This window comes from Paenarthrobacter nitroguajacolicus (assembly GCF_029952445.1).
Taxonomy (GTDB): Bacteria; Actinomycetota; Actinomycetes; order Actinomycetales; family Micrococcaceae; genus Arthrobacter; species Arthrobacter nitroguajacolicus_B.
Map to the genome: position 1 here is coordinate 53,703 of NZ_JAQPPK010000017.1, position 17,846 is coordinate 71,548.

Here is a 17,846-nt window from a genome sequence, read left to right on the forward strand (position 1 = left end):
GCCCCGGCTTCACCGGGCAACATTCTGGAAAGGACCCCCTCCCATGTCCGCTGACCGTCCCGGTAAGCCCCTTAAAGTAGCGCTGTTCGGTTCCGGCCGCATTGGCCATGTCCATGCACGCAACATCCTGGCCAATCCAGAGCTGGAACTGGTCGCCATCGCGGATCCGTTCATCGACGGTGCACGTGCCCTCGCCGCGGGAACGGGCGCGGTGGCTGTCTCCACCGCAGACGAAGTATTCGGCATCGAGGGCCTGGATGCCGTGATCATCGGTTCACCCACCAGCACCCACGTGGAGCTGATCTCCCGTGCAGCCGCGCAGGGCGTGGCTGCGCTCTGCGAGAAACCCATCGATCTTGACGTCGAGCGTGTCCTGGCTTGCCGGGACAGCCTGCGCGGCAACGAAACGCCGCTCATGCTCGGCTTCAACCGCCGTTTCGACCCGAACTTCTCTGCCGTTCAGGCGCGGGTGGCGGCAGGGGAGATCGGCAAACTGGAACAGCTGACCATCATCAGCCGCGACCCTGCTCCCGCGCCGGCGGCCTACATTGCAAGCTCGGGTGGCATCTTCCGCGATCAAAGCATCCATGACCTGGACATGGCCCGGTTCTTCGTCCCCGAAATCATCGAAGTGTCTGCGACCGGTTCCAACCTGTTCTGCGACTACATCGAGGAAGCCGGTGACTTCGACTCCGTTGTGATCACGTTGCGGGGCCGCAACGGAGAGCAGATCACCATCATCAACTCCCGGCACAGCGCTTTCGGCCATGACCAGCGCCTTGAAGCGTTCGGCAGCGAAGGCATGCTCACAGCAGGAAACCTGACTCCCACCAGCGTGCGGAAGTTCACCGCTGCCGGTGCCGAGGAAGCCGACCCGTACCTGAACTTCTTCCTGGAGCGCTACGCCGACGCCTACCGCAGCGAGCTGGACAGCTTCGCCAAGGCCGTCCGGGCCGGCACTGCCTGCAGCCCGGGATTCGACGACGGCCTCCAGGCTCTCCTGCTGGCGAACGCCGCCGAAGAATCAGCGCGGTCGGGTCGTGTTGTCAAGATCGGGCAGGCATAGTGGTGGCTCTCCTCAAAGACAAAGTGGTCCTCATCAGTGGAGGCACCCAGGGGCTGGGCGCCGGTGTAGCCAGGCGCGCAGCTGCTGAAGGAGCCGCCGGCATCGCCATCACCGGACGGAACGCCGGTGCCGGTGAAGAGCTTGCCGCCGCGATCTCAGCTGCCGGAGTGGAAACCCGCTTCATCAAAACGGACCTCGCCGACGTGGAACAGGCCCGCAACTCTGTCCTGGAAACCATCGCGGAGTTTGGCCAACTGGACTGCGCGGTCAACGCGGCCGGCCTGACCACCCGCGGCACCATGCTGGACACCACCCCGGAGCTGTTTGACGCCCACATTGCGGTGAACCTGAAGTCGCCGTTCTTCATCATGTCCGAGACCATCAAGCATCTGCGCAGTAGGGGAGTGCCCGGCAGCATCCTCAACGTCATTTCCATTGCTGAGCTCGGCGGCCAACCATACCTGGCGCCTTATGTGGCAGCGAAGGCGGGACTGGCGGGCGTGACCCGGAACGCGGCCCACGCCCACCGTTGGGACAGGATCCGCATCAACGGCCTGGACATCGGCTGGACCGCCACCGACGGCGAAGCCGAGACGCAAAAGAAGTTCCACGGCGCAGGGGATGACTGGCTCGAGAAGGCCAACGCCTCCGTCCCTATGGGAAAGCTCGGCCAAGTGGACGAGATCGCAGAATTCATTGTCTTTCTCCTCTCCGACAGGAGCGGAGTCGTCACCGGCTCGGTCATCGACTGGGACCAAAACGTACTTGGAGGATCAGATTGAGCATCATTACCAGCCGCCTCGCCGCAGCACCCATTTCCTGGGGAGTCTGTGAAGTCCCCGGATGGGGCCACCAACTGGACGCAGGCAAAGTCTTGTCCGAAATGACCGCCCTTGGCATCAGCGCCACCGAATTCGGCCCGGCCGGATTCCTGCCCGAACAAGCAGCCCAGCGCGCTGAAGTCCTGAAGCAACACCATCTGCAGGCCATCGGCGGGTTCTTCCCCGTCGTCCTCCACGACCCGTCCAAGAACCCCTTCGATGCTGTGGCCCCCGAGCTGGACGCCTACGAAGCGGCCGGAGCCAGCATCATGGTCCTTGCCGCTGAAACCGGCGTTGCCGGTTATGACCAGCGTCACGAGCTCGACGCCGAAGGCTGGGACCTGTTCGGTCGGAACCTCGACGCTGTGGTCAAGGCAGCAGCGGACAAAGGCATCCAGGCAGTTGTCCACCCCCACGTGGGCACCATGATCGAGACCACCTCCGATGTTGACCGCGTCCTGAACGACACCGCCGCCAACCTTTGCCTGGACACCGGTCACTTGCTGATCGGTGGCACCGACCCTGCGGTGCTGGTCCGCGACTACGCCGCCCGCATCGGACACACCCATCTCAAGGACGTGCGAAAAGCAGTCGCCCTGCGCGTCCAGGCCGGCGACATCTCCTACACCGACGCCGTCAAAGCTGGAATGTACGTTCCTCTCGGTCAAGGAGATGTGGGCATTGCCGGGATCGTGCGGGAGCTGCTGGACGCGGGCTACCCAGGCTGGTTCACCATGGAACAGGACACCATCCTCGAAACGGAACCGAGCGACGAAGGCCCGGTCCGGGACGTCCGGCAGTCTGTTGCCTTCCTGCGCCAACTCGATGCGGAGATCGGTAGATGAGCGCGGTCCGCTGGGGCGTGCTGACCACAGCAAGGATCGCCCAGGGACGCTTTCTGCCATCAATGGAGAGGGCCCGGAACGCTGTGGCGTCAGCCATCAGCAGCCCCAACGGCAAGGCCGCTGAAGTTGCCGAGCACTTCGGCATCCCTGCTGCCTACGGTTCCCACGAGGAACTCCTGGCAGATCCAAACATCGAAGCGGTGTACCTTCCGTTCCCGAACTCACTGCATGCCGACTGGATTGTTGCCGCCGCAGAAGCCGGGAAAGACATCCTCTGCGAGAAGCCCTTGGTCGCCACCACGCACGACTACCGAAGGGTGGTCGAAGCGTGCGAACGCAACGGGGTGAACCTGATGGAGGCGTTCATGTACCGCTTCCATCCGCAGCACCAGAAGGTCAGGGAGTTCATCGATTCCGGCAGGATCGGCGAACTTGTCTCCCTGCACGCCCGTTTCCACTTCCCCATGGACCGATCCAACGGTGAGGTACGACTTCAGCCGGGTATGGACGGCGGTGCCCTGAACGACGTCGGCTGTTACGCCGTCGACATCATGAACATGGTCATGGGCCGCGCCCCGGAGTCCGTCTACGGGAAAGGCACAAGCCGAACCGACCCGGTGGAAACCACAGTCGCAGCCATCCTGGACTACGGCGACGTGGTGGGGACATTGGACTGCGGCTTCGAGGGCCAGCGCACCCACACCTTCCAGGTGATCGGAACCGAAGGCCAAATCACCCTGGACAAGGCCTTCGACCCCGACCCGGGGGAGATAGCACGCGTCACGGTTTCATTGCGTGACGGGCGAACCGAGTCATTCGACATCGGCGAAGACCAGTTCAAGACCGAAATTGAACGGTTCAGTGCATGGGTTCGTAACTCAGGCCCTGAGCTTATTCACCGGGATCTGACCGAACAGAACCTTGCCGTCCGCCTGGCCCTCCAGGAATCACTTGCCACCGGCCTGCCCCGCGCAGTCAACCCCGTTCACACCGCGGAGCACCACCTACTTCAGGAGCAGTAATGACCATCATCAACCACTTCATCAGCGGCACCGAGGCAGCCGGCAGCGGAACCGACACCAAGCCCATCTACAATCCCGCCACCGGAGCGGTCACCGCCGAGCTGCGACTGGCCAACGCCGCCGATCTCAACGCCACGGTGGCTGCAGCCAAGAAGGCAGCAGAGTCCTGGGGCGACATTTCGCTGGCCAAGCGCACTGCCGTGCTCTTCAAGTTCCGTGAGCTCGTGGCCACCCACGTCGAAGAACTCGCCCAGCTGATCACCTCTGAACACGGCAAGGTCCTCAACGACGCCAAGGGCGAGATCGGCCGCGGCCTTGAAGTGATCGAGTTCGCTTGCGGCATCCCACAGCTGCTCAAGGGAGAGTACTCGGACCAGGTCTCCACCGGCATCGATGTCTTCTCCTTCCGGGAGCCCGTGGGCGTTGTCGCCGGCATCACCCCGTTCAACTTCCCGGTGATGGTCCCGCTGTGGATGGCCCCCATGGCGATCGCCACCGGCAACGCGTTCATCCTCAAGCCCTCGCACCGCGTGCCCTCGGCGGCCATGCTGCTGGCCAAACTGTGGAAGGACGCAGGCCTTCCCGACGGCGTTTTCCAGGTTGTGCACGGTGACCGCGAAGTAGTGTCCGGGCTGCTGACCCACCCGGACGTCGACGCAATCTCCTTCGTTGGCTCCACCCCGGTGGCCAAGCACATCACTGAAGTTGCTACCGCCCATGGCAAGCGCGTCCAGGCTTTGGGCGGCGCCAAGAACCACGCCATCATCATGCCCGACGCCGATCTCGACAACGCGGCTGACCACTTGGCCGCCGCCGCGTTCGGTTCCGCGGGACAGCGTTGCATGGCAATCTCCGTTGCCGTTGCCGTCGGCGAAGCCGCTGACCTGTTGGTCAAGAAGGTCGAAGAACGTGCCTTGGACGTCAAGGTCAAGAACGGAACAGAAGCTGACGCTGACATGGGTCCGGTGATCAGCCCGGAATCCCGCGATTTCATTGTCAGGACAGTCACCGAAGCCGAACAAGCCGGCGCAGCCATGGTCGTGGACGGCCGTGACCTCGTGGTCCCTGGCCATGAGAAAGGTTTCTGGGTGGGGCCCACCGTCATTGACCACGTCAAGACCGAAATGAGCGCCTACCAGGAGGAGATCTTCGGACCCGTTCTGGTGGTGGTCCGAGTGGAAGACCTGGACGCGGGCATCAAGCTCATCAACGCCAACCCCTACGGCAACGGAACCGCCATCTTCACTTCCTCGGGCGCAGCGGCGCGGAAGTTCCAGCGATCCGTGGACGTGGGAATGATCGGCATCAACGTTCCCTTGCCTGTGCCGGTGGCCTACTACTCCTTTGGCGGCTGGAAGGCTTCGCTGTTCGGCGACAAGCACATCTATGGCCCGGAAGGTGTCTCCTTCTACACCCGCGGCAAGGTGGTGACGTCCCGCTGGCCCGAAACCAACCACGCCTCGGGAGCCTCGTACAACTTCCCGTCAAACTAACGGGGAGAGCCCGGGGAAGTGGCGATCCCCAGCCGGGGATCGTCACCTTCCCGCGGCACTGAGCATGACTGGATGGATGGGCCGGCGGCAGTGCCGCCATCCAAAGACCGGTGCATTGGTTTTGAACTTCCAGTCAGTGGCAGTCCGGTACCGCCGTGCCGGGCGGCCGTGATTTCCGCGAGGATGGAAATCGCTGTCTCCTCAGGTGTGGATCCTCCCAGATCGAGCCCGAGAGGGGAGTGGAGCCGGCCCAGATCAGCCTCGGAGACTGCCTCGGCCATCAAGAGACTTGCCCGGCGGGCGACCGTGGAGCGTGCTCCCATCGCGCCGACGAAGCCAACTGGCATTCCCAGCGCGACCCGTAGCGCGGGTATGTCCAGTCGCTCGTCGTGGGTCAGGACGCAGATCGCGGTCCTCGCATCGATGTCTTCCTCTCCCAGCGAGGACAGGTACTGATCCGGGAAGGCAGTGACGAGCCGATCGGCGTCGGGAAATCTTGAGGCAGTCGCCAAAGGCGCCCACGGGTCGCAGACCGTGACGGCGTAACCAGCCGCGGTTGCGAGCCTGCACAGCGCCGCGCCATGTTCGCCTGCGCCGAGGATGATGAGTCTCGGCCGCGGAGCCCGTGACAAGAGAAGGAGATCACGGGGTTCTGTTGACGCCGTATAGGCCGCGAGCGCCAGCAAGTTTGCCCGGCGGGCCGCCGCAGCGGGTGCGTATACCGCTGGCTCCGCAATGATCGTCCCGCGTTCAGGACCGGAGGCAACTACGCCGATAGTGATCGGCTCCCCACGTGCGGCACGCTCCAGCAGTGCCACGTGTTCAGCGCCCACCCGGTACGCGATGACCTCGATGGATCCGCCGCAGGCAAGTCCGGCCGAATGGGCGGCGGCGTCGTCGAAGCCGAACCGGGCACCCTGGGCTACTCCGTCCCCGAGCACGGACATGCCCAGTATCACAGAGTCGCCCTCAACGCAGCCACCCGAGATCGATCCGACGATGACCCCGTTCTCCGTGACTGCCATAGTGGCACCTACCCCGTGCGGAGCGCTGTGAAGGACGCGGGAAACCGAAACCGCCGCGACCTTCGCTCCGCTGCGAAGGATGGGTAGGAGTCGTTCGGCCAGCTCCAGCATGTGTACCTACCTACGGTGCTCGGCGTTCATAGAACTTTGTCCAGGGTGATCGGTAGATCGAGGACCCGTTTTCCTGTTGCGTGGCGAACCGCATTGGCAATGGCCGCGGGTACTCCGGTGATTCCGATTTCACCTAGTCCAAGAAGCCCGAGTGGTGAGTTTGGTTCTGGTTTGTTCAGGTACTGCACGTCGATGTGTGGCACGTCGGCGTGGACGGGTATGTGGTACTCGGACAGGCTGGGGTTGATGATCCTGCCCGAACGGTGGTCGATGAGGGTGCGCTCCGTCAGGGCCATGCCGATGCCCATGATGATTCCGCCGCGGAGCTGACTTTCGGCCGTGCGGGCATTGATGACAGTGCCGACGTCGAACACGCCCAACCAGCGCGACACCCGTACCTCGCCGGTGTCGGCATCGACCCGGACCTCGCAGAACTGGGCGCCGGTGGCCGCTTTCGGCCGCCAGCCTACGTCGCGCACGGTCCGGGCGAGGAAGGCCGGCATGTTTGGCTTGTAGGCGACTTCGACATGATTACGGCCGGCGGCGTTCAGAATCTCGACGTAGCTTTGACCGCGGGTGCCGAAGAACAGTCCGGCGTCACGAGTATCCAGCTCGGGAAGCTTCCTTCCTTTGAAGGGTGAGGCTGGCTGTTTGCGCGCCAGGGTGAGCACGGACTGCTTGAGCTTGGTGCAGGCGGCCAGCACAGCAGCAGTGACACTGGCGGTTTGAACGGAGCCAAATGCCGGAGCTCCCCAGGGCAGGTCGGTGTCGCCATACTCCACCCGGACCGCTTCCAGGGGAACGCCGAGTTCGTCGGCCACGATCTGGGTTTGGACAGTTGGCGCGCCCATGCCCATCTCCTGCATGGCGCACCGAACCACTACCGTCCCGTCCGCATTGAGGCGAACGGTGACGCTCGAGGTCAGTTGCATGGCCGTGTGGTGTGCCGTGGCCACCCCCATACCCACGAGCCAACGGCCGTCGCGCATCGCGCCGGCGCGGAGTTCCCGCTGATCCCAGCCGAAGCGCTCGGCACCCACGGCGTACGCCTCACGGAGGTGACGGTGGGCGAACACTTTCCCGCTGACAGGCCCGCGGTCGGGTTCGTTGGCCATCCGCAGCTGTATTGGGTCCATTCCCATGTCCCACGCGAGCTCATCGATCGCCGACTCAAGACCAAAGCTGCCGATTGCTTCCCCTGGAGCCCGCATGAACGTATTGCTCACCAGGTCCAGCTTCATGCTGCTCTGCTGCAAGTAGATGTTGGGCGCCGCATACGTCTCGTGCGAAACTTCGGTGATCCGTTCGGGCATACCTCCGACGTACCCGGTTCTTGACACGCTTGTGTGCACGATCGACGCCAACTGTCCGTCTGTTCCAGCCCCCAGCGCAACCCGCTGGGTGCTGGCCGTCCGTCCACCAACGGTGTGGTAAACACCTTCCCGCGTGAGCGTAAGCCGGACGGGACGTCCTGTAGCGCGTGCAGCCAACACCGCCAACAGGGTCCCTGCCCATGGCCTCGCCTTGCCGCCGAACCCCCCTCCAACGAACGGGGACAAAACCCGAACGTTGTCCTTGGGAATCCCGAACCGTTTCGCCAATTGCCCCTGCACTCCGGTGAGGCTCTGGGTACCCTCGTGCACTGTCAACTTGTCGCCGTCCCAGACCGCCGTGGTCGCGTGCGGCTCCAGGGCGTTGTGGTTGTACTGCGGGGTGCTGAATTCGAGGTCCACTGTGAACGGTGACGTGGCAAGTGCGGCCATTGCGTCGCCTTTGTCGGCCTTACCCGTCATGAACGGGATCCCTTTATCCGGGATGGCGTTGGGCACCTCGGAGGCGAAATCCACCTTCGCGTGCCAATGTTGGTACGTGGCTGTGACGAGCGACGCAGCGTACTGTGCCGCTTCGTGCGTCTCGGCGACCACGACGGCGATTGGCTGCCCGTTCCAGTGCACCTCGTCGGTGGCGAGGTAGTTCACGGAGGTGCTGATCGCGATGGAGCTGACATCGAAGGGGCTCAGCTTGCCGGCCGGCTTCATGGGTGGCGCGTTTTCGTGCGTCAGCACAGCCACCACGCCATCCACCGCCTTTGCGGCAGCTGTCTCCATGGACAGGATCCTGCCGCGCGCGATCGTGGAGTAGACCAAGGCCGCGTAGGCCAGATCCGGGTAGGAGTACTCGGCAGCAAACCGGGCTTGTCCGGAGGTCTTCGCCGGACCATCGATGCGGGCAATCGGGCGTCCAACATACTTTCCATTGGTTCCGCCGGCAGGGGAGTCCTGTGTCATGAGCCCGCTCCTGCCTTACTCAAATCCCGCAGCACGGCAACGATGGTGGCTTCTGCGAGCGTGACTTTGAAGGCGTTTCCGGCTCGCACCGTTGCTGCCGCGAGTTCCGCCTCCGCAGCGCGACGGTAGGCCTGTTCGTCAGCCGGTCCGCCAAGCAGTAGCCGTTCAGCCTCGTAGGCCCGCCATGGCTTGGTGCCCACGCCGCCCAGTGCAAGCCTGATCCGGGTCACCTTGTCATCTTCAATCTCCAACGCCGCGGCAACTGAGGCCAGTGCGAAGGCATAAGATGCACGGTCGCGGACCTTGCGATAAGTCGAACGGGCAGACAGCGGTGGGGGGAGCACGACGGCAGTGACAAGTTCGCCCGCTTCCAGCGTGTTTTCGATGTTGGGGGTATCTCCCGGAAGCCGATGCAATTCGGTAAGGGGGATCTCACGGGTCCCGCCAGGACCTTGCACATGGACTACAGCGTCAAGGGCGGACAGGGCGACGCACATATCCGAAGGGTGCGCGGCGATGCAGCTATCACTGACGCCGAGGACCGCGCAACTGCGGTTGAACCCGTCGAGGGCGTCACAGCCACTTCCGGGTTGTCGTTTGTTGCATGCGGCGGCGTCGCTATAGAAGTAGGGACACCGGGTCCTCTGGAGCAGGTTGCCGCCCACGGTTGCCATGTTGCGCAGCTGCCCGGAGGCTCCGGACAACAATGCCTCCGACAACACACGGTAGCCCTTGCGAACCTTGGGGTGGGCCGCGAGTGTGCTGTTCCGCACCGCTGCCCCGATCCGCAGCGAGCCATCCGGCAGCTCTTCGATGCCGTCCAAGTGGAGGCCGGTAATGTCAACCAGGTGGTCGGGCTGCTCGATACCCTCGCGCATGAGGTCGACCAAGTTCGTTCCGCCCCCGAGGTACTTGGTTCCAGGCGGAGTGCCCGCGGGGATCGCAGCCTCGATATCGTGCGGCTTGAGATAGGTGAACGGTTTCACCGGTTCTCCGTCCCTGCGACATCCTGAATCGCCATAATGATTCCGTTGTACGCCCCACACCGGCAGAGGTTCCCGCTCATCCGCTCCCTGATCTCTTCCGGGCTCGGTTTGCCGGCTGGGACTTCCCCTGCCTCTGTCACCGCACTGGGCATCCCGGCCTGGTATTCGCCAAGCATTCCAAGGGCGGAGCAGATCTGCCCGGGCGTGCAGTAGCCGCATTGAAAACCGTCGCGGTGGATGAAGGCCTCCTGGATTGGATGGCTGACGCCTTCGATGGTGGTGATCTCACTACCGTCGTATGCGACGGCCAAGGCCAGGCAGGCATTGATCCGGCGCCCGTCAGCGAGCACCGTGCAGGCACCGCACGCCCCTTGGTCGCAGCCCTTCTTTGGGCCAGTAATTTTCAGTGTTTCCCGCAACAGGTCCAACAGGCTGACCCACGGGTCCACATCGATCCGCTCGACAGAGCCGTTGAGCTTGATCTGGATTTCTGTCATGTGATGCCTCCCACAAGACAAGCTAACAGGACGCCATTCTCCTAACAAGGGAATGGTGTTCTTTTATCGCCCTTGTCGTACCCTGATGTGGATATGACATCGCCGGCCTTCCTCCGCGCCAGACGCCCGGAGCAAAAACAGCAGCGACGCGAGGCGATCCTCAAAGCCGCAAGTGATCTCGCGCGTGCCTCCGGCGTACGGAACGTCAGCCTGGGCGCCGTCGCGGAAGCCGTAGGCCTGGCGAAATCGAACATCTCCCGCTACTACGCCACCCGCGAAGAGATCTATCTTGAGTTACTGGCCGAAGAGTGGGAGCAGTGCGGCCGGACACTGACAGCGCGACTGCAGAAGGCCTCAGGCGCCGAAGCGGCTTTAAGTGCCTTTGCCTCCACAATCACAGAGCGTCCGTTGTTCTGCGACCTCCTGAGCCACCTGCCCACCAGCCTCGAACTCAACATTTCCGCTGCGGCCGCCAGCACATTCAAGCATGCTATGCACCACCACTTTGCGACGATCGGTGCCGCGATAGCGGACGCCACCGAACTCACTCCGAGCGAAGGCGCGGAGCTCGTGGGAGTCGCAGCCGGCATGGCGGGCCTGCTCTATCGGGCTGCCAACCCGCCAGCTGTCCTCGCTCAGGTTTACTCCCAGGAGCCGGAACTTGCCGCCACCCGCCCGGCGCTGCAGCCCACCCTAACCCGGATGCTCATGGCCCTCGCTGCTGGGCTACCTGGCCTTCGTGGGCAAAAGCTTCCAGGTGACCCCGCGGTTTAACTGGGTGTGCGCCGGCTTAGCCGGAGGGTCCCGTTCATCGATGACGGGAATGTCAGCGGTATTGCTAAGTAGCCTTAGTAGTGGTGTCCTTGTAAGTAGGGACGAAAAGGAGACGACATGCAAGGAATTGGTGGCCCACGCCTTCCACGACTGACGCAGGACATGCGGCCACTTGGCTGCCTGCATTGCGGATCCAGCGAAAACATTGCCATCGAATCCATCGAATCGCTTCCACCGCATCCCGGCGAACTTCAGGTGCAGGTTGGATACGTCTGCAGAAAGTGCCAGGGGAACTATCTCCACGCTGCCCGATTCCGCGATGTAGCGGCTGTGCTGAACAGCGTGCGTTCGTTGGAGGGATTGCTTCGTTTCGCTGGGGAGTACTTCCATTGCGGGGAGCCGATGTCCCTCTCGGGCTCCAACGTCAAGAGCATCTACGCGCCCCTGTCCACTGAAGAGCCTGGCGATGATGCGATGGCGGTCAACGTCGGAACCAAGGTTCTGCGGTGCCAGTGCGGTTTTCAGTTGGAACTCCCAAGCTGACTTCAGACAGCCATCCCCCACGGAGGGGCCGAGGTTTACAGTTAATGCATGGCTGCCAGCCGCAATCCGCTTGATGACCTGCGTGAAACCATCGGTCATCTGGCCAATCAGCTCAAGTTGCCCGGTTCGGAGCGGGTGGACGACCTCGTAGGCGATCTCATCGGTGCCAGGCCCGGTCCGGCGCGGCCCTTGTCCGAGGTCCAGGCCGAACTCGACGCGCTGGTGGGACTGGAGACCGTGAAGGAGCAGGTCCGTGCACTCGTCGCGCTCCTGCAGGTCCAGGCCCGCCGGAAGGCGCACGGCCTTCCGGAAGTAGCCACATCCCAACATCTGGTGTTCCTCGGAAACCCGGGCACGGGCAAAACCACGGTGGCGCGGCTGCTGGCCGAGATGTACAGGGCGGTTGGCCTCCTGCAGAAGGGCCATCTGGTGGAAGTGGATCGTTCGGGCCTGGTAGGCCAGTATGTGGGGGCGACAGCCATCAAGACGGACCGGGTCATCCGGCGGGCCTTGGACGGTGTCCTTTTCATTGATGAGGCCTACGCACTGGCTCCTGAAGAGGGCCGGGTGGACTTTGGTCCCGAGGCTATCGAGGTTCTGCTCAAACGGATGGAGGACCACCGGCACCGTTTGGTGGTGATCGTGGCCGGCTACCCAAGGCTGATGGAAGCCTTCCTGCTCTCGAACCCTGGATTGCGATCCCGTTTTGCACGTGAGATTACGTTTCCGGACTACTCCGTGGAGGAGCTCGATACGATCTTCCACCAGATGTTGGCCCAGCATGAGTACATGCTCGAGCCGGGCGCGGACCAGATGCTGCGGCGGATTTTCACTGGGCTTCATGCAGGGGAAGACTCCGGCAATGCACGATTCGCGCGTACATTGTTCGAGCAGTCACTCAACCGTCAGGCGCTTCGGCTCTCCCTGGATGGGGAACAAAGCCTTGACGCGCTTGATCGTGAGGCCGTCATGACGCTCACCGGCGAAGACATCGTTGAGGCCGCGCTGGCGTTGGGTGAGGAGCCGGAACCGGAGCCGAATCCTGCGCCGACGCAGGCGCCACCGCGCTGGTGGCGTTGGTTGGCCTGACCAAGCCTACCGGCACCTGATAATGGCGTCTGCGGAATTCCTGGTTGATTCGATATAGCGGGCATTAACTTCGTCGGGTCCCTTTGCCCACGCCTCCGCTGCACCTGGCTCCATACCGGCGTCGATGTGCCGCTGGATCAGGCGCGACATCCGGGTCTTCGGTGGCAGCTCAACAAACCAGACCTCGTCCAAGTAACGGCGGACCCGGCCCCATGGCCCCACGTCTGCCAGCAAGTAGTTGCCTTCGGTGATGATGAATCCGGCCGACCTTGGGATGGCTATGGACGCCGCGATCGGCTCCTCCAGGCCCCGTCGATAAGCGGGTGCATACACGACGTCTTCGTTGTTGTCGCGGAGTCGCTTGAGGAGGGCAAGGTACCCGCCGATATCGAAGGTATCGATGGCGCCTTTCCGATCCCTGAGCGGGGTTCCGTCGATGATGGAGTTGGCGAGGTGGAAACCGTCCATGGGAACAACGGCGCTCCCTTGGCCAAGCTGCCGGCCAAGTCGTTGGGCGAGTGTGGACTTTCCGGCCCCTGGAGGGCCAACAAGTCCGATTATCCGGCGCTCGCCGGAGGCGGAACTGTGCAGGCGCACCGCCAGTTCAGCTATGTCGTCAGAATAGACAGGCTGCAAGGCATTCAGCTCTTGAGCGTTTGGTCGAACAATGCCCGCAGTTCCTGGAAGTGCCGCTCGGTGGCCTCGTGATGGTAAGCGGACGTGTCTGCCATGGAGTAGCCATGCGGTGCGCCGGCGTAAATGGTGTTGGATGCTTCAAGCCCGGCTTCATCCAGGGCGAGCCCGAGCCGCGCGACGGCCTCCGGGGCCATGCTGGGATCATGGTCTGCGTGTCCAAAGACGAACCGTGCACGTGCGTGGCCCAGGCCAAGGTGCGGACTGTCCGGGGCATCAGTTGCCAGGCCGCCGCCGTGGAAGCCACCGCACGCGACTACCACTTCCTGATGCGCAGTGGCGGTACGGACCGCCAACCGGGCGCCCATGCAGTAGCCCGTGGTCCCGATGGGGCCAGGTGCCACACCATCCAACCCGGCGATCGCGGAGACCCACGCTTGGATGTCAGGCGACGCCTTGGCTGACGTCAGGCGACCAACCCGCGGAAAAGCAACCTTGCCCGCAGCTTCCCTGCCTTCGGGGGTGGTCATGTCCCCGGTCGGGGCGAGTTCGGCCACCGACCCCTCGCGGTAGAAGACGTTCGGGACCAGCACCACGTAGCCCCAGTCGGCGATGCGTTGGGCCATGTCTTCGATGCGGGGACGCACCCCAAAGGCGTCCATGTAGAAGATAACTCCGGGAAAGTCACCCTTCCCGGTGGATGGGCGGGCAACCAGGGCCTCGGCTGTGCCTTCGGCGGCAGGAATTTCGATGAGCATCTGCCAACAGTATCGAACGGTGTATTCCGCCCCAAGGTTATCCTTTCAGTACAAGTCTGCACCTGCGGTGTCTCCGGTTCAGCGGCCGCCGCCCAACCACCAAGTGAAGGAGTCCTGAGAGAGATGTTCACTAAGAAAGGTGACGCAGCTGTTCTGGCAAAACTCGCCGAAGCCCCGGCGAAATACCGCGATATCGCTGAGGGACTGCATCGGATTATCAGGGAGAGCGCACCCTCCCTGGAGCCGATCGTCCGCTGGGGACTCCCGTTCTATGTCAAGGACGGCAAAGACGTTTGCTACATCAAGCCGGACAAGGACTTCATCGCTTTCGGCTTTGGCGAGGTAGTCAACCCCGCGTACGAGGACGGCGCCACCATGCATCCGGTTGCCTGGACAATTACAGCCCTGGACGCCGCAACGGAGGCCAGGATCCGCAGCCTCGTTGAAAAGGTCCGGTGACACCCGGAGCAGGGTCCCGTCAAGTCAATTCAAGGTGACCTCCAGTTACCCCGGCATTTTGTTGAACGGGTCACATTTGTTTGCATCCAGCACTTGTGCCCCTGATCCTTGCAAGACCTAGTATTTTCAGCGCTTGTCAGAGCGTGCCCAATGGAGGACACATTTTATGACTAACGTTCTTTGGTTTTCTGAGCTTGGATTGTCGGACCTTGACCAGGTTGGCGGCAAAAACGCATCGCTCGGGGAAATGGTTCGGAATCTCGCCTCAGCCGGGGTTAAGGTTCCGGGCGGATTTGCGACGACGGCGGACGCTTACCGGCGCTTCTTGGCGGAGTCGGGCCTTGATGCCCGGATTGAAAGCATCCTGGAAGGCCTGGACAGCGGCGACGTGGCCGCGTTGGCCAGCGTCGGCGGCCAGATCCGGGACCTGATCCGTGCCACACCGTTTCCTGCCGGTTTCGAAGAGGACATCCGGGTGGCGTATGAGCGCCTGACCCAGGAGCATGGCGGGGATGTCTCGTGGGCGGTTCGTTCCAGCGCCACGGCTGAGGACCTGCCGGATGCCTCCTTTGCCGGACAGCAGGAGACGTTCCTGAACATCAGCGGCATTGAGAACATACTGCACGCGATCAAGGATGTCTTCGCGTCGCTGTATAACGACCGCGCGATCGCCTACCGCGTGCACCACGGATTCACTCATTCGGAAGTCGCGCTTTCGGCAGGTGTGCAGCGGATGGTGCGTTCCGACGTCGGCGCATCCGGGGTGATGTTCACCATGGACACCGAGACCGGCTTCACCGATGCCGTGTTCATCACGTCATCGTATGGGCTCGGCGAAGCTGTGGTTCAGGGGGCTGTGAACCCTGACGAGTTCTACGTCTACAAGCCCGCTTTGGCGGCGGGCCGTCCGGCGGTCCTCAAGCGTGGCTTGGGGGAGAAAGCCGTGCAGATGGTGTACACGGATTCGGAGGAGGTTGGCCGGACTGTTGACTTCGTGCCGGTGCCGCAGGATTCGCGGAGCCGCTTCAGCATTACTGATGCAGAGGTGGAGCAGCTTGCCCGCCACGCGGTGGCGATCGAGGCACACTACGGACGGCCGATGGACATCGAGTGGGGCAAGGACGGCGTGGATGGCGGGCTTTACATCCTGCAGGCCCGGCCCGAAACCGTGGAGTCCCGTAAGGCAGCCGGAGTCACCTCCCGCTACACCCTCACCGAGCGTTCCGCAGTGCTGGTAGAGGGGCGGGCCATCGGCCAGCGTATCGGCGCCGGTCAAGTCCGGGTGCTGTCCTCGATTGACCAGATGGCCTCCTTCCAGGAGGGCGATGTGCTGGTGGCCAACATGACGGACCCTGACTGGGAACCGATCATGAAGAAGGCCGCCGCGATTGTCACCGACCGTGGTGGACGCACCTGCCACGCCGCGATCATCGCCCGCGAACTGGGCATTCCCGCCGTCGTCGGAACCGGATACGCCTCCCAGATCCTCAAGGACGGCGTCCCCGTGACGGTATCCTGCGCCGAGGGCGAAGCCGGGCTCGTCTACGAAGGGCTGCTGGAGTACACGCTGCAGGAGACCAGCCTGGAGACCATGCCCGAAGCTCCGGTCAAGATCATGATGAACGTCGGGACCCCCGAGCAAGCGTTCAGCTTTGCCAAGCTCCCTCATCACGGCGTGGGCCTGGCCCGCCTCGAGTTCATCATCAACCGGCAGATCGGTGTCCACCCCAACGCCTTGTTGGCAGTGGCCGGTGAGATCGAGCGGCCTGCAACCCTGGATGACTACACCGTCCGGCAAATCCAGGAGAAAACCGCTGCCTACGATGGTCCACGCGACTACTACGTCAGGCGCTTGGCCGAGGGCATCTCGACCATCGCCGCGGCATTTGCTCCCGAGCCGGTGATCATCCGGCTCTCGGACTTCAAGTCCAACGAGTACGCCAACCTGCTCGGTGGTCCGGCGTTCGAACCGGAGGAAGAGAACCCGATGATCGGGTACCGGGGCGCGTCCCGTTATCTCTCTGCATCCTTCCGACAGGCGTTTGAACTCGAATGCGAAGCCTTGAAGTACGTGCGTAACGACATGGGCCTGACCAACATCAAGCTCATGGTTCCGTTCGTGCGGACCCTGGACGAGGCCAGCGGCGTGATCGACCTGCTCGCCGAGAATGGCCTGCGACGGGGAGAGAACGGGCTGGAGATCGTGATGATGTGCGAACTGCCGGCCAACGCGCTTCTGGCAGATGAGTTCCTGGAGTACTTCGATGGGTTCTCCATCGGATCCAACGACCTCACCCAGCTCACCCTGGGCCTTGACCGCGACTCCGCCTTGGTGGCCGAGGGCTTCGACGAACGGAACCCCGCCGTCACCAAGCTGTTGGAGATGGCGATCTCTGCGTGCCGGGCCAAGGGACGCTACGTGGGAATCTGCGGCCAAGGCCCCAGCGACCACCCTGACTTTGCCGAGTGGCTGCTGGGCCAAGGTATCAGCTCGATCTCGCTGAACCCGGACGCAGTGACCGAGACCTGGTTGCGGTTGGCGCGCACCACCAGCACCCCGGTCTAAATGGCAGATAACCAAGCCGTGGGGGCGGGTTCCGCGCCTGCCCCCACGGTGTTCTTTCTTTCCGACAGCACCGGGATCACCGCCGAAACCCTCGGCAATACCCTGCTGACCCAGTTTCCGGGCCAGCGGCTGGAACGGCGGACCATCCCCTTCATCACCACCATCGAACAAGCACGCGAAGTGGTTGCCCTCATCGATGCTGTGGCGGCCACAGGGCCCGTTCCACTCATCTTCTCGACTGCTGTGGGACAGGACATCCGTGCCATCCTGTCCGAAAGCCGGGGGCAGTTCTTCGATCTGTTCGGCACCCACATCGGGCAACTCGAACAGACGCTCGGCGCGCCGGCCAACGGCAAACCGGGCCAGGCCCACGGTGTGGGCGACGCTGTCCGCTACCAATCCCGGATGGCCGCCGTCGAATATGCCATTGAACACGACGACGGCCAATCCCTCCGTGCGCTCGAACGGGCGGAACTGATCCTGATCGCGCCGTCACGTTGCGGTAAGACTCCCACCACCATGTACCTGGCCCTGCAGCACGGCATCCTCGCTGCCAACTTCCCCCTGGTCGAAGAAGACTTCGACAACATGGCACTGCCGAAACCACTGCTGCCCTTCGCCAGCAAGTGCTTCGGGCTTACCTCGCAGCCCGTCCGGCTGAGCCAGATCCGCCAGGAACGCCGGCCCGGCAGCAACTACGCCTCACTGAACCAATGCAGCTTTGAACTGCGGAACGCCGAGGACATGTACCGGGCCAACAACATCCCCTACGTGAACTCCGCCTCCATGTCCGTGGAAGAGATATCCGCTACCGTGCTCCAACGCATGCAACTGCATCACTGACCGCGGGATGCTGGGGCGCGGCATCCC

General features: G+C 63.1%; 17 protein-coding genes. 11 read left to right on the top strand and 6 right to left on the bottom strand.

Annotation, left to right across the window (positions count from 1 at the left end):
* Window positions 1-43 precede the first annotated feature (43 nt).
* Genes iolG through PJL15_RS13825 form a run of 5 tightly spaced genes read left to right on the top strand, consistent with a single transcriptional unit; the run spans window position 44 to window position 5,247 of the window.
* Window positions 44-1,066: an inositol 2-dehydrogenase gene (gene iolG / locus PJL15_RS13805; protein ID WP_281451716.1), complete on the top strand. Its 1,023-nt coding sequence runs from the start codon at window positions 44-46 to the stop codon at window positions 1,064-1,066.
* Window positions 1,063-1,848: an SDR family oxidoreductase gene (locus tag PJL15_RS13810; RefSeq protein ID WP_281451765.1), complete on the top strand. Its 786-nt coding sequence runs from the start codon at window positions 1,063-1,065 to the stop codon at window positions 1,846-1,848. The genes iolG and PJL15_RS13810 overlap by 4 nt, the downstream gene beginning before the upstream one ends.
* A complete protein-coding gene (locus PJL15_RS13815) occupies window positions 1,845-2,732 on the top strand; it encodes a sugar phosphate isomerase/epimerase family protein (RefSeq protein ID WP_281451717.1) in 888 nt (295 codons plus the stop codon). The genes PJL15_RS13810 and PJL15_RS13815 overlap by 4 nt, the downstream gene beginning before the upstream one ends.
* Window positions 2,729-3,754, top strand: a complete 1,026-nt coding sequence (locus tag PJL15_RS13820; RefSeq protein WP_281451718.1) for a Gfo/Idh/MocA family protein — start codon at window positions 2,729-2,731, stop codon at window positions 3,752-3,754. The genes PJL15_RS13815 and PJL15_RS13820 overlap by 4 nt, the downstream gene beginning before the upstream one ends.
* The gene (locus PJL15_RS13825; protein ID WP_281451719.1) at window positions 3,754-5,247 is read left to right on the top strand and encodes a CoA-acylating methylmalonate-semialdehyde dehydrogenase; all 1,494 of its coding nucleotides are present in this window, start codon (window positions 3,754-3,756) and stop codon (window positions 5,245-5,247) included. Before PJL15_RS13820 ends, PJL15_RS13825 begins: the two co-directional genes overlap by 1 nt.
* Here PJL15_RS13825 and PJL15_RS13830 read toward each other — a convergent pair.
* Genes PJL15_RS13830 through PJL15_RS13845 form a run of 4 tightly spaced genes read right to left on the bottom strand, consistent with a single transcriptional unit; the run spans window position 5,244 to window position 10,154 of the window.
* A complete protein-coding gene (locus PJL15_RS13830; RefSeq protein WP_281451720.1) occupies window positions 5,244-6,383 on the bottom strand; it encodes an XdhC family protein in 1,140 nt (379 codons plus the stop codon). The two genes, PJL15_RS13825 and PJL15_RS13830, sit on opposite strands and share 4 nt — an antisense overlap.
* 26 nt (window positions 6,384-6,409) lie before the next feature.
* Window positions 6,410-8,671, bottom strand: a complete 2,262-nt coding sequence (locus PJL15_RS13835) for a xanthine dehydrogenase family protein molybdopterin-binding subunit (RefSeq protein ID WP_281451721.1) — start codon at window positions 8,669-8,671, stop codon at window positions 6,410-6,412.
* The gene (locus PJL15_RS13840) at window positions 8,668-9,657 is read right to left on the bottom strand and encodes an FAD binding domain-containing protein (protein WP_281451722.1); all 990 of its coding nucleotides are present in this window, start codon (window positions 9,655-9,657) and stop codon (window positions 8,668-8,670) included. Before PJL15_RS13840 ends, PJL15_RS13835 begins: the two co-directional genes overlap by 4 nt.
* Window positions 9,654-10,154, bottom strand: a complete 501-nt coding sequence (locus PJL15_RS13845; RefSeq protein WP_281451723.1) for a 2Fe-2S iron-sulfur cluster-binding protein — start codon at window positions 10,152-10,154, stop codon at window positions 9,654-9,656. The genes PJL15_RS13840 and PJL15_RS13845 overlap by 4 nt, the downstream gene beginning before the upstream one ends.
* A gap of 93 nt (window positions 10,155-10,247) precedes the next feature.
* On the opposite strand from PJL15_RS13845, the gene PJL15_RS13850 reads away from it, so the two are divergent.
* The 3 genes from PJL15_RS13850 to PJL15_RS13860 all read left to right on the top strand — a co-directional run bounded on the left by PJL15_RS13850 (window position 10,248) and on the right by PJL15_RS13860 (window position 12,560).
* The gene (locus PJL15_RS13850) at window positions 10,248-10,928 is read left to right on the top strand and encodes a TetR/AcrR family transcriptional regulator (protein ID WP_281451766.1); all 681 of its coding nucleotides are present in this window, start codon (window positions 10,248-10,250) and stop codon (window positions 10,926-10,928) included.
* 117 nt (window positions 10,929-11,045) lie between these two features.
* Window positions 11,046-11,471, top strand: a complete 426-nt coding sequence (locus PJL15_RS13855) for a hypothetical protein (RefSeq protein WP_281451724.1) — start codon at window positions 11,046-11,048, stop codon at window positions 11,469-11,471.
* Window positions 11,472-11,519: 48 nt separating this feature from the next.
* The gene (locus PJL15_RS13860) at window positions 11,520-12,560 is read left to right on the top strand and encodes an AAA family ATPase (RefSeq protein ID WP_281451725.1); all 1,041 of its coding nucleotides are present in this window, start codon (window positions 11,520-11,522) and stop codon (window positions 12,558-12,560) included.
* Between the two features lie 6 nt (window positions 12,561-12,566).
* Here the strand turns inward: PJL15_RS13860 and PJL15_RS13865 are convergent, their stop codons facing one another.
* Entirely contained in the window at window positions 12,567-13,196 is a 630-nt protein-coding gene (locus tag PJL15_RS13865; RefSeq protein WP_281451726.1) for a nucleoside/nucleotide kinase family protein, read from the bottom strand.
* A gap of 5 nt (window positions 13,197-13,201) precedes the next feature.
* Window positions 13,202-13,951: a dienelactone hydrolase family protein gene (locus tag PJL15_RS13870; RefSeq protein ID WP_281451727.1), complete on the bottom strand. Its 750-nt coding sequence runs from the start codon at window positions 13,949-13,951 to the stop codon at window positions 13,202-13,204.
* Window positions 13,952-14,074: 123 nt separating this feature from the next.
* Between PJL15_RS13870 and PJL15_RS13875 the strand changes: the two genes are divergently transcribed.
* From PJL15_RS13875 to PJL15_RS13885, 3 genes are all read left to right on the top strand, one after another.
* Window positions 14,075-14,410, top strand: coding sequence for a DUF1801 domain-containing protein (locus PJL15_RS13875; protein ID WP_281451728.1), 336 nt, complete (start codon window positions 14,075-14,077; stop codon window positions 14,408-14,410).
* 166 nt (window positions 14,411-14,576) lie between these two features.
* Window positions 14,577-16,976, top strand: coding sequence for a phosphoenolpyruvate synthase (gene ppsA / locus PJL15_RS13880; protein ID WP_281451729.1), 2,400 nt, complete (start codon window positions 14,577-14,579; stop codon window positions 16,974-16,976).
* Window positions 16,977-17,819, top strand: a complete 843-nt coding sequence (locus tag PJL15_RS13885; RefSeq protein WP_281451730.1) for a pyruvate, water dikinase regulatory protein — start codon at window positions 16,977-16,979, stop codon at window positions 17,817-17,819. It abuts the gene before it with no gap.
* Window positions 17,820-17,846 lie beyond the last annotated feature (27 nt).

Coding starts and splice junctions, on each gene's coding strand:
- iolG (WP_281451716.1), top strand. CDS start 44: ATGTCCGCTGACCGTCCCGGTAAGCCCCTTAAAGTAGCGCTGTTCGGT.
- PJL15_RS13820 (WP_281451718.1), top strand. CDS start 2,729: ATGAGCGCGGTCCGCTGGGGCGTGCTGACCACAGCAAGGATCGCCCAG.
- PJL15_RS13825 (WP_281451719.1), top strand. CDS start 3,754: ATGACCATCATCAACCACTTCATCAGCGGCACCGAGGCAGCCGGCAGC.
- PJL15_RS13830 (WP_281451720.1), bottom strand. CDS start 6,383: ATGCTGGAGCTGGCCGAACGACTCCTACCCATCCTTCGCAGCGGAGCG.
- PJL15_RS13835 (WP_281451721.1), bottom strand. CDS start 8,671: ATGACACAGGACTCCCCTGCCGGCGGAACCAATGGAAAGTATGTTGGA.
- PJL15_RS13845 (WP_281451723.1), bottom strand. CDS start 10,154: ATGACAGAAATCCAGATCAAGCTCAACGGCTCTGTCGAGCGGATCGAT.
- PJL15_RS13850 (WP_281451766.1), top strand. CDS start 10,248: ATGACATCGCCGGCCTTCCTCCGCGCCAGACGCCCGGAGCAAAAACAG.
- PJL15_RS13855 (WP_281451724.1), top strand. CDS start 11,046: ATGCAAGGAATTGGTGGCCCACGCCTTCCACGACTGACGCAGGACATG.
- PJL15_RS13860 (WP_281451725.1), top strand. CDS start 11,520: ATGGCTGCCAGCCGCAATCCGCTTGATGACCTGCGTGAAACCATCGGT.
- PJL15_RS13870 (WP_281451727.1), bottom strand. CDS start 13,951: ATGCTCATCGAAATTCCTGCCGCCGAAGGCACAGCCGAGGCCCTGGTT.
- PJL15_RS13875 (WP_281451728.1), top strand. CDS start 14,075: ATGTTCACTAAGAAAGGTGACGCAGCTGTTCTGGCAAAACTCGCCGAA.
- ppsA (WP_281451729.1), top strand. CDS start 14,577: ATGACTAACGTTCTTTGGTTTTCTGAGCTTGGATTGTCGGACCTTGAC.
- PJL15_RS13885 (WP_281451730.1), top strand. CDS start 16,977: ATGGCAGATAACCAAGCCGTGGGGGCGGGTTCCGCGCCTGCCCCCACG.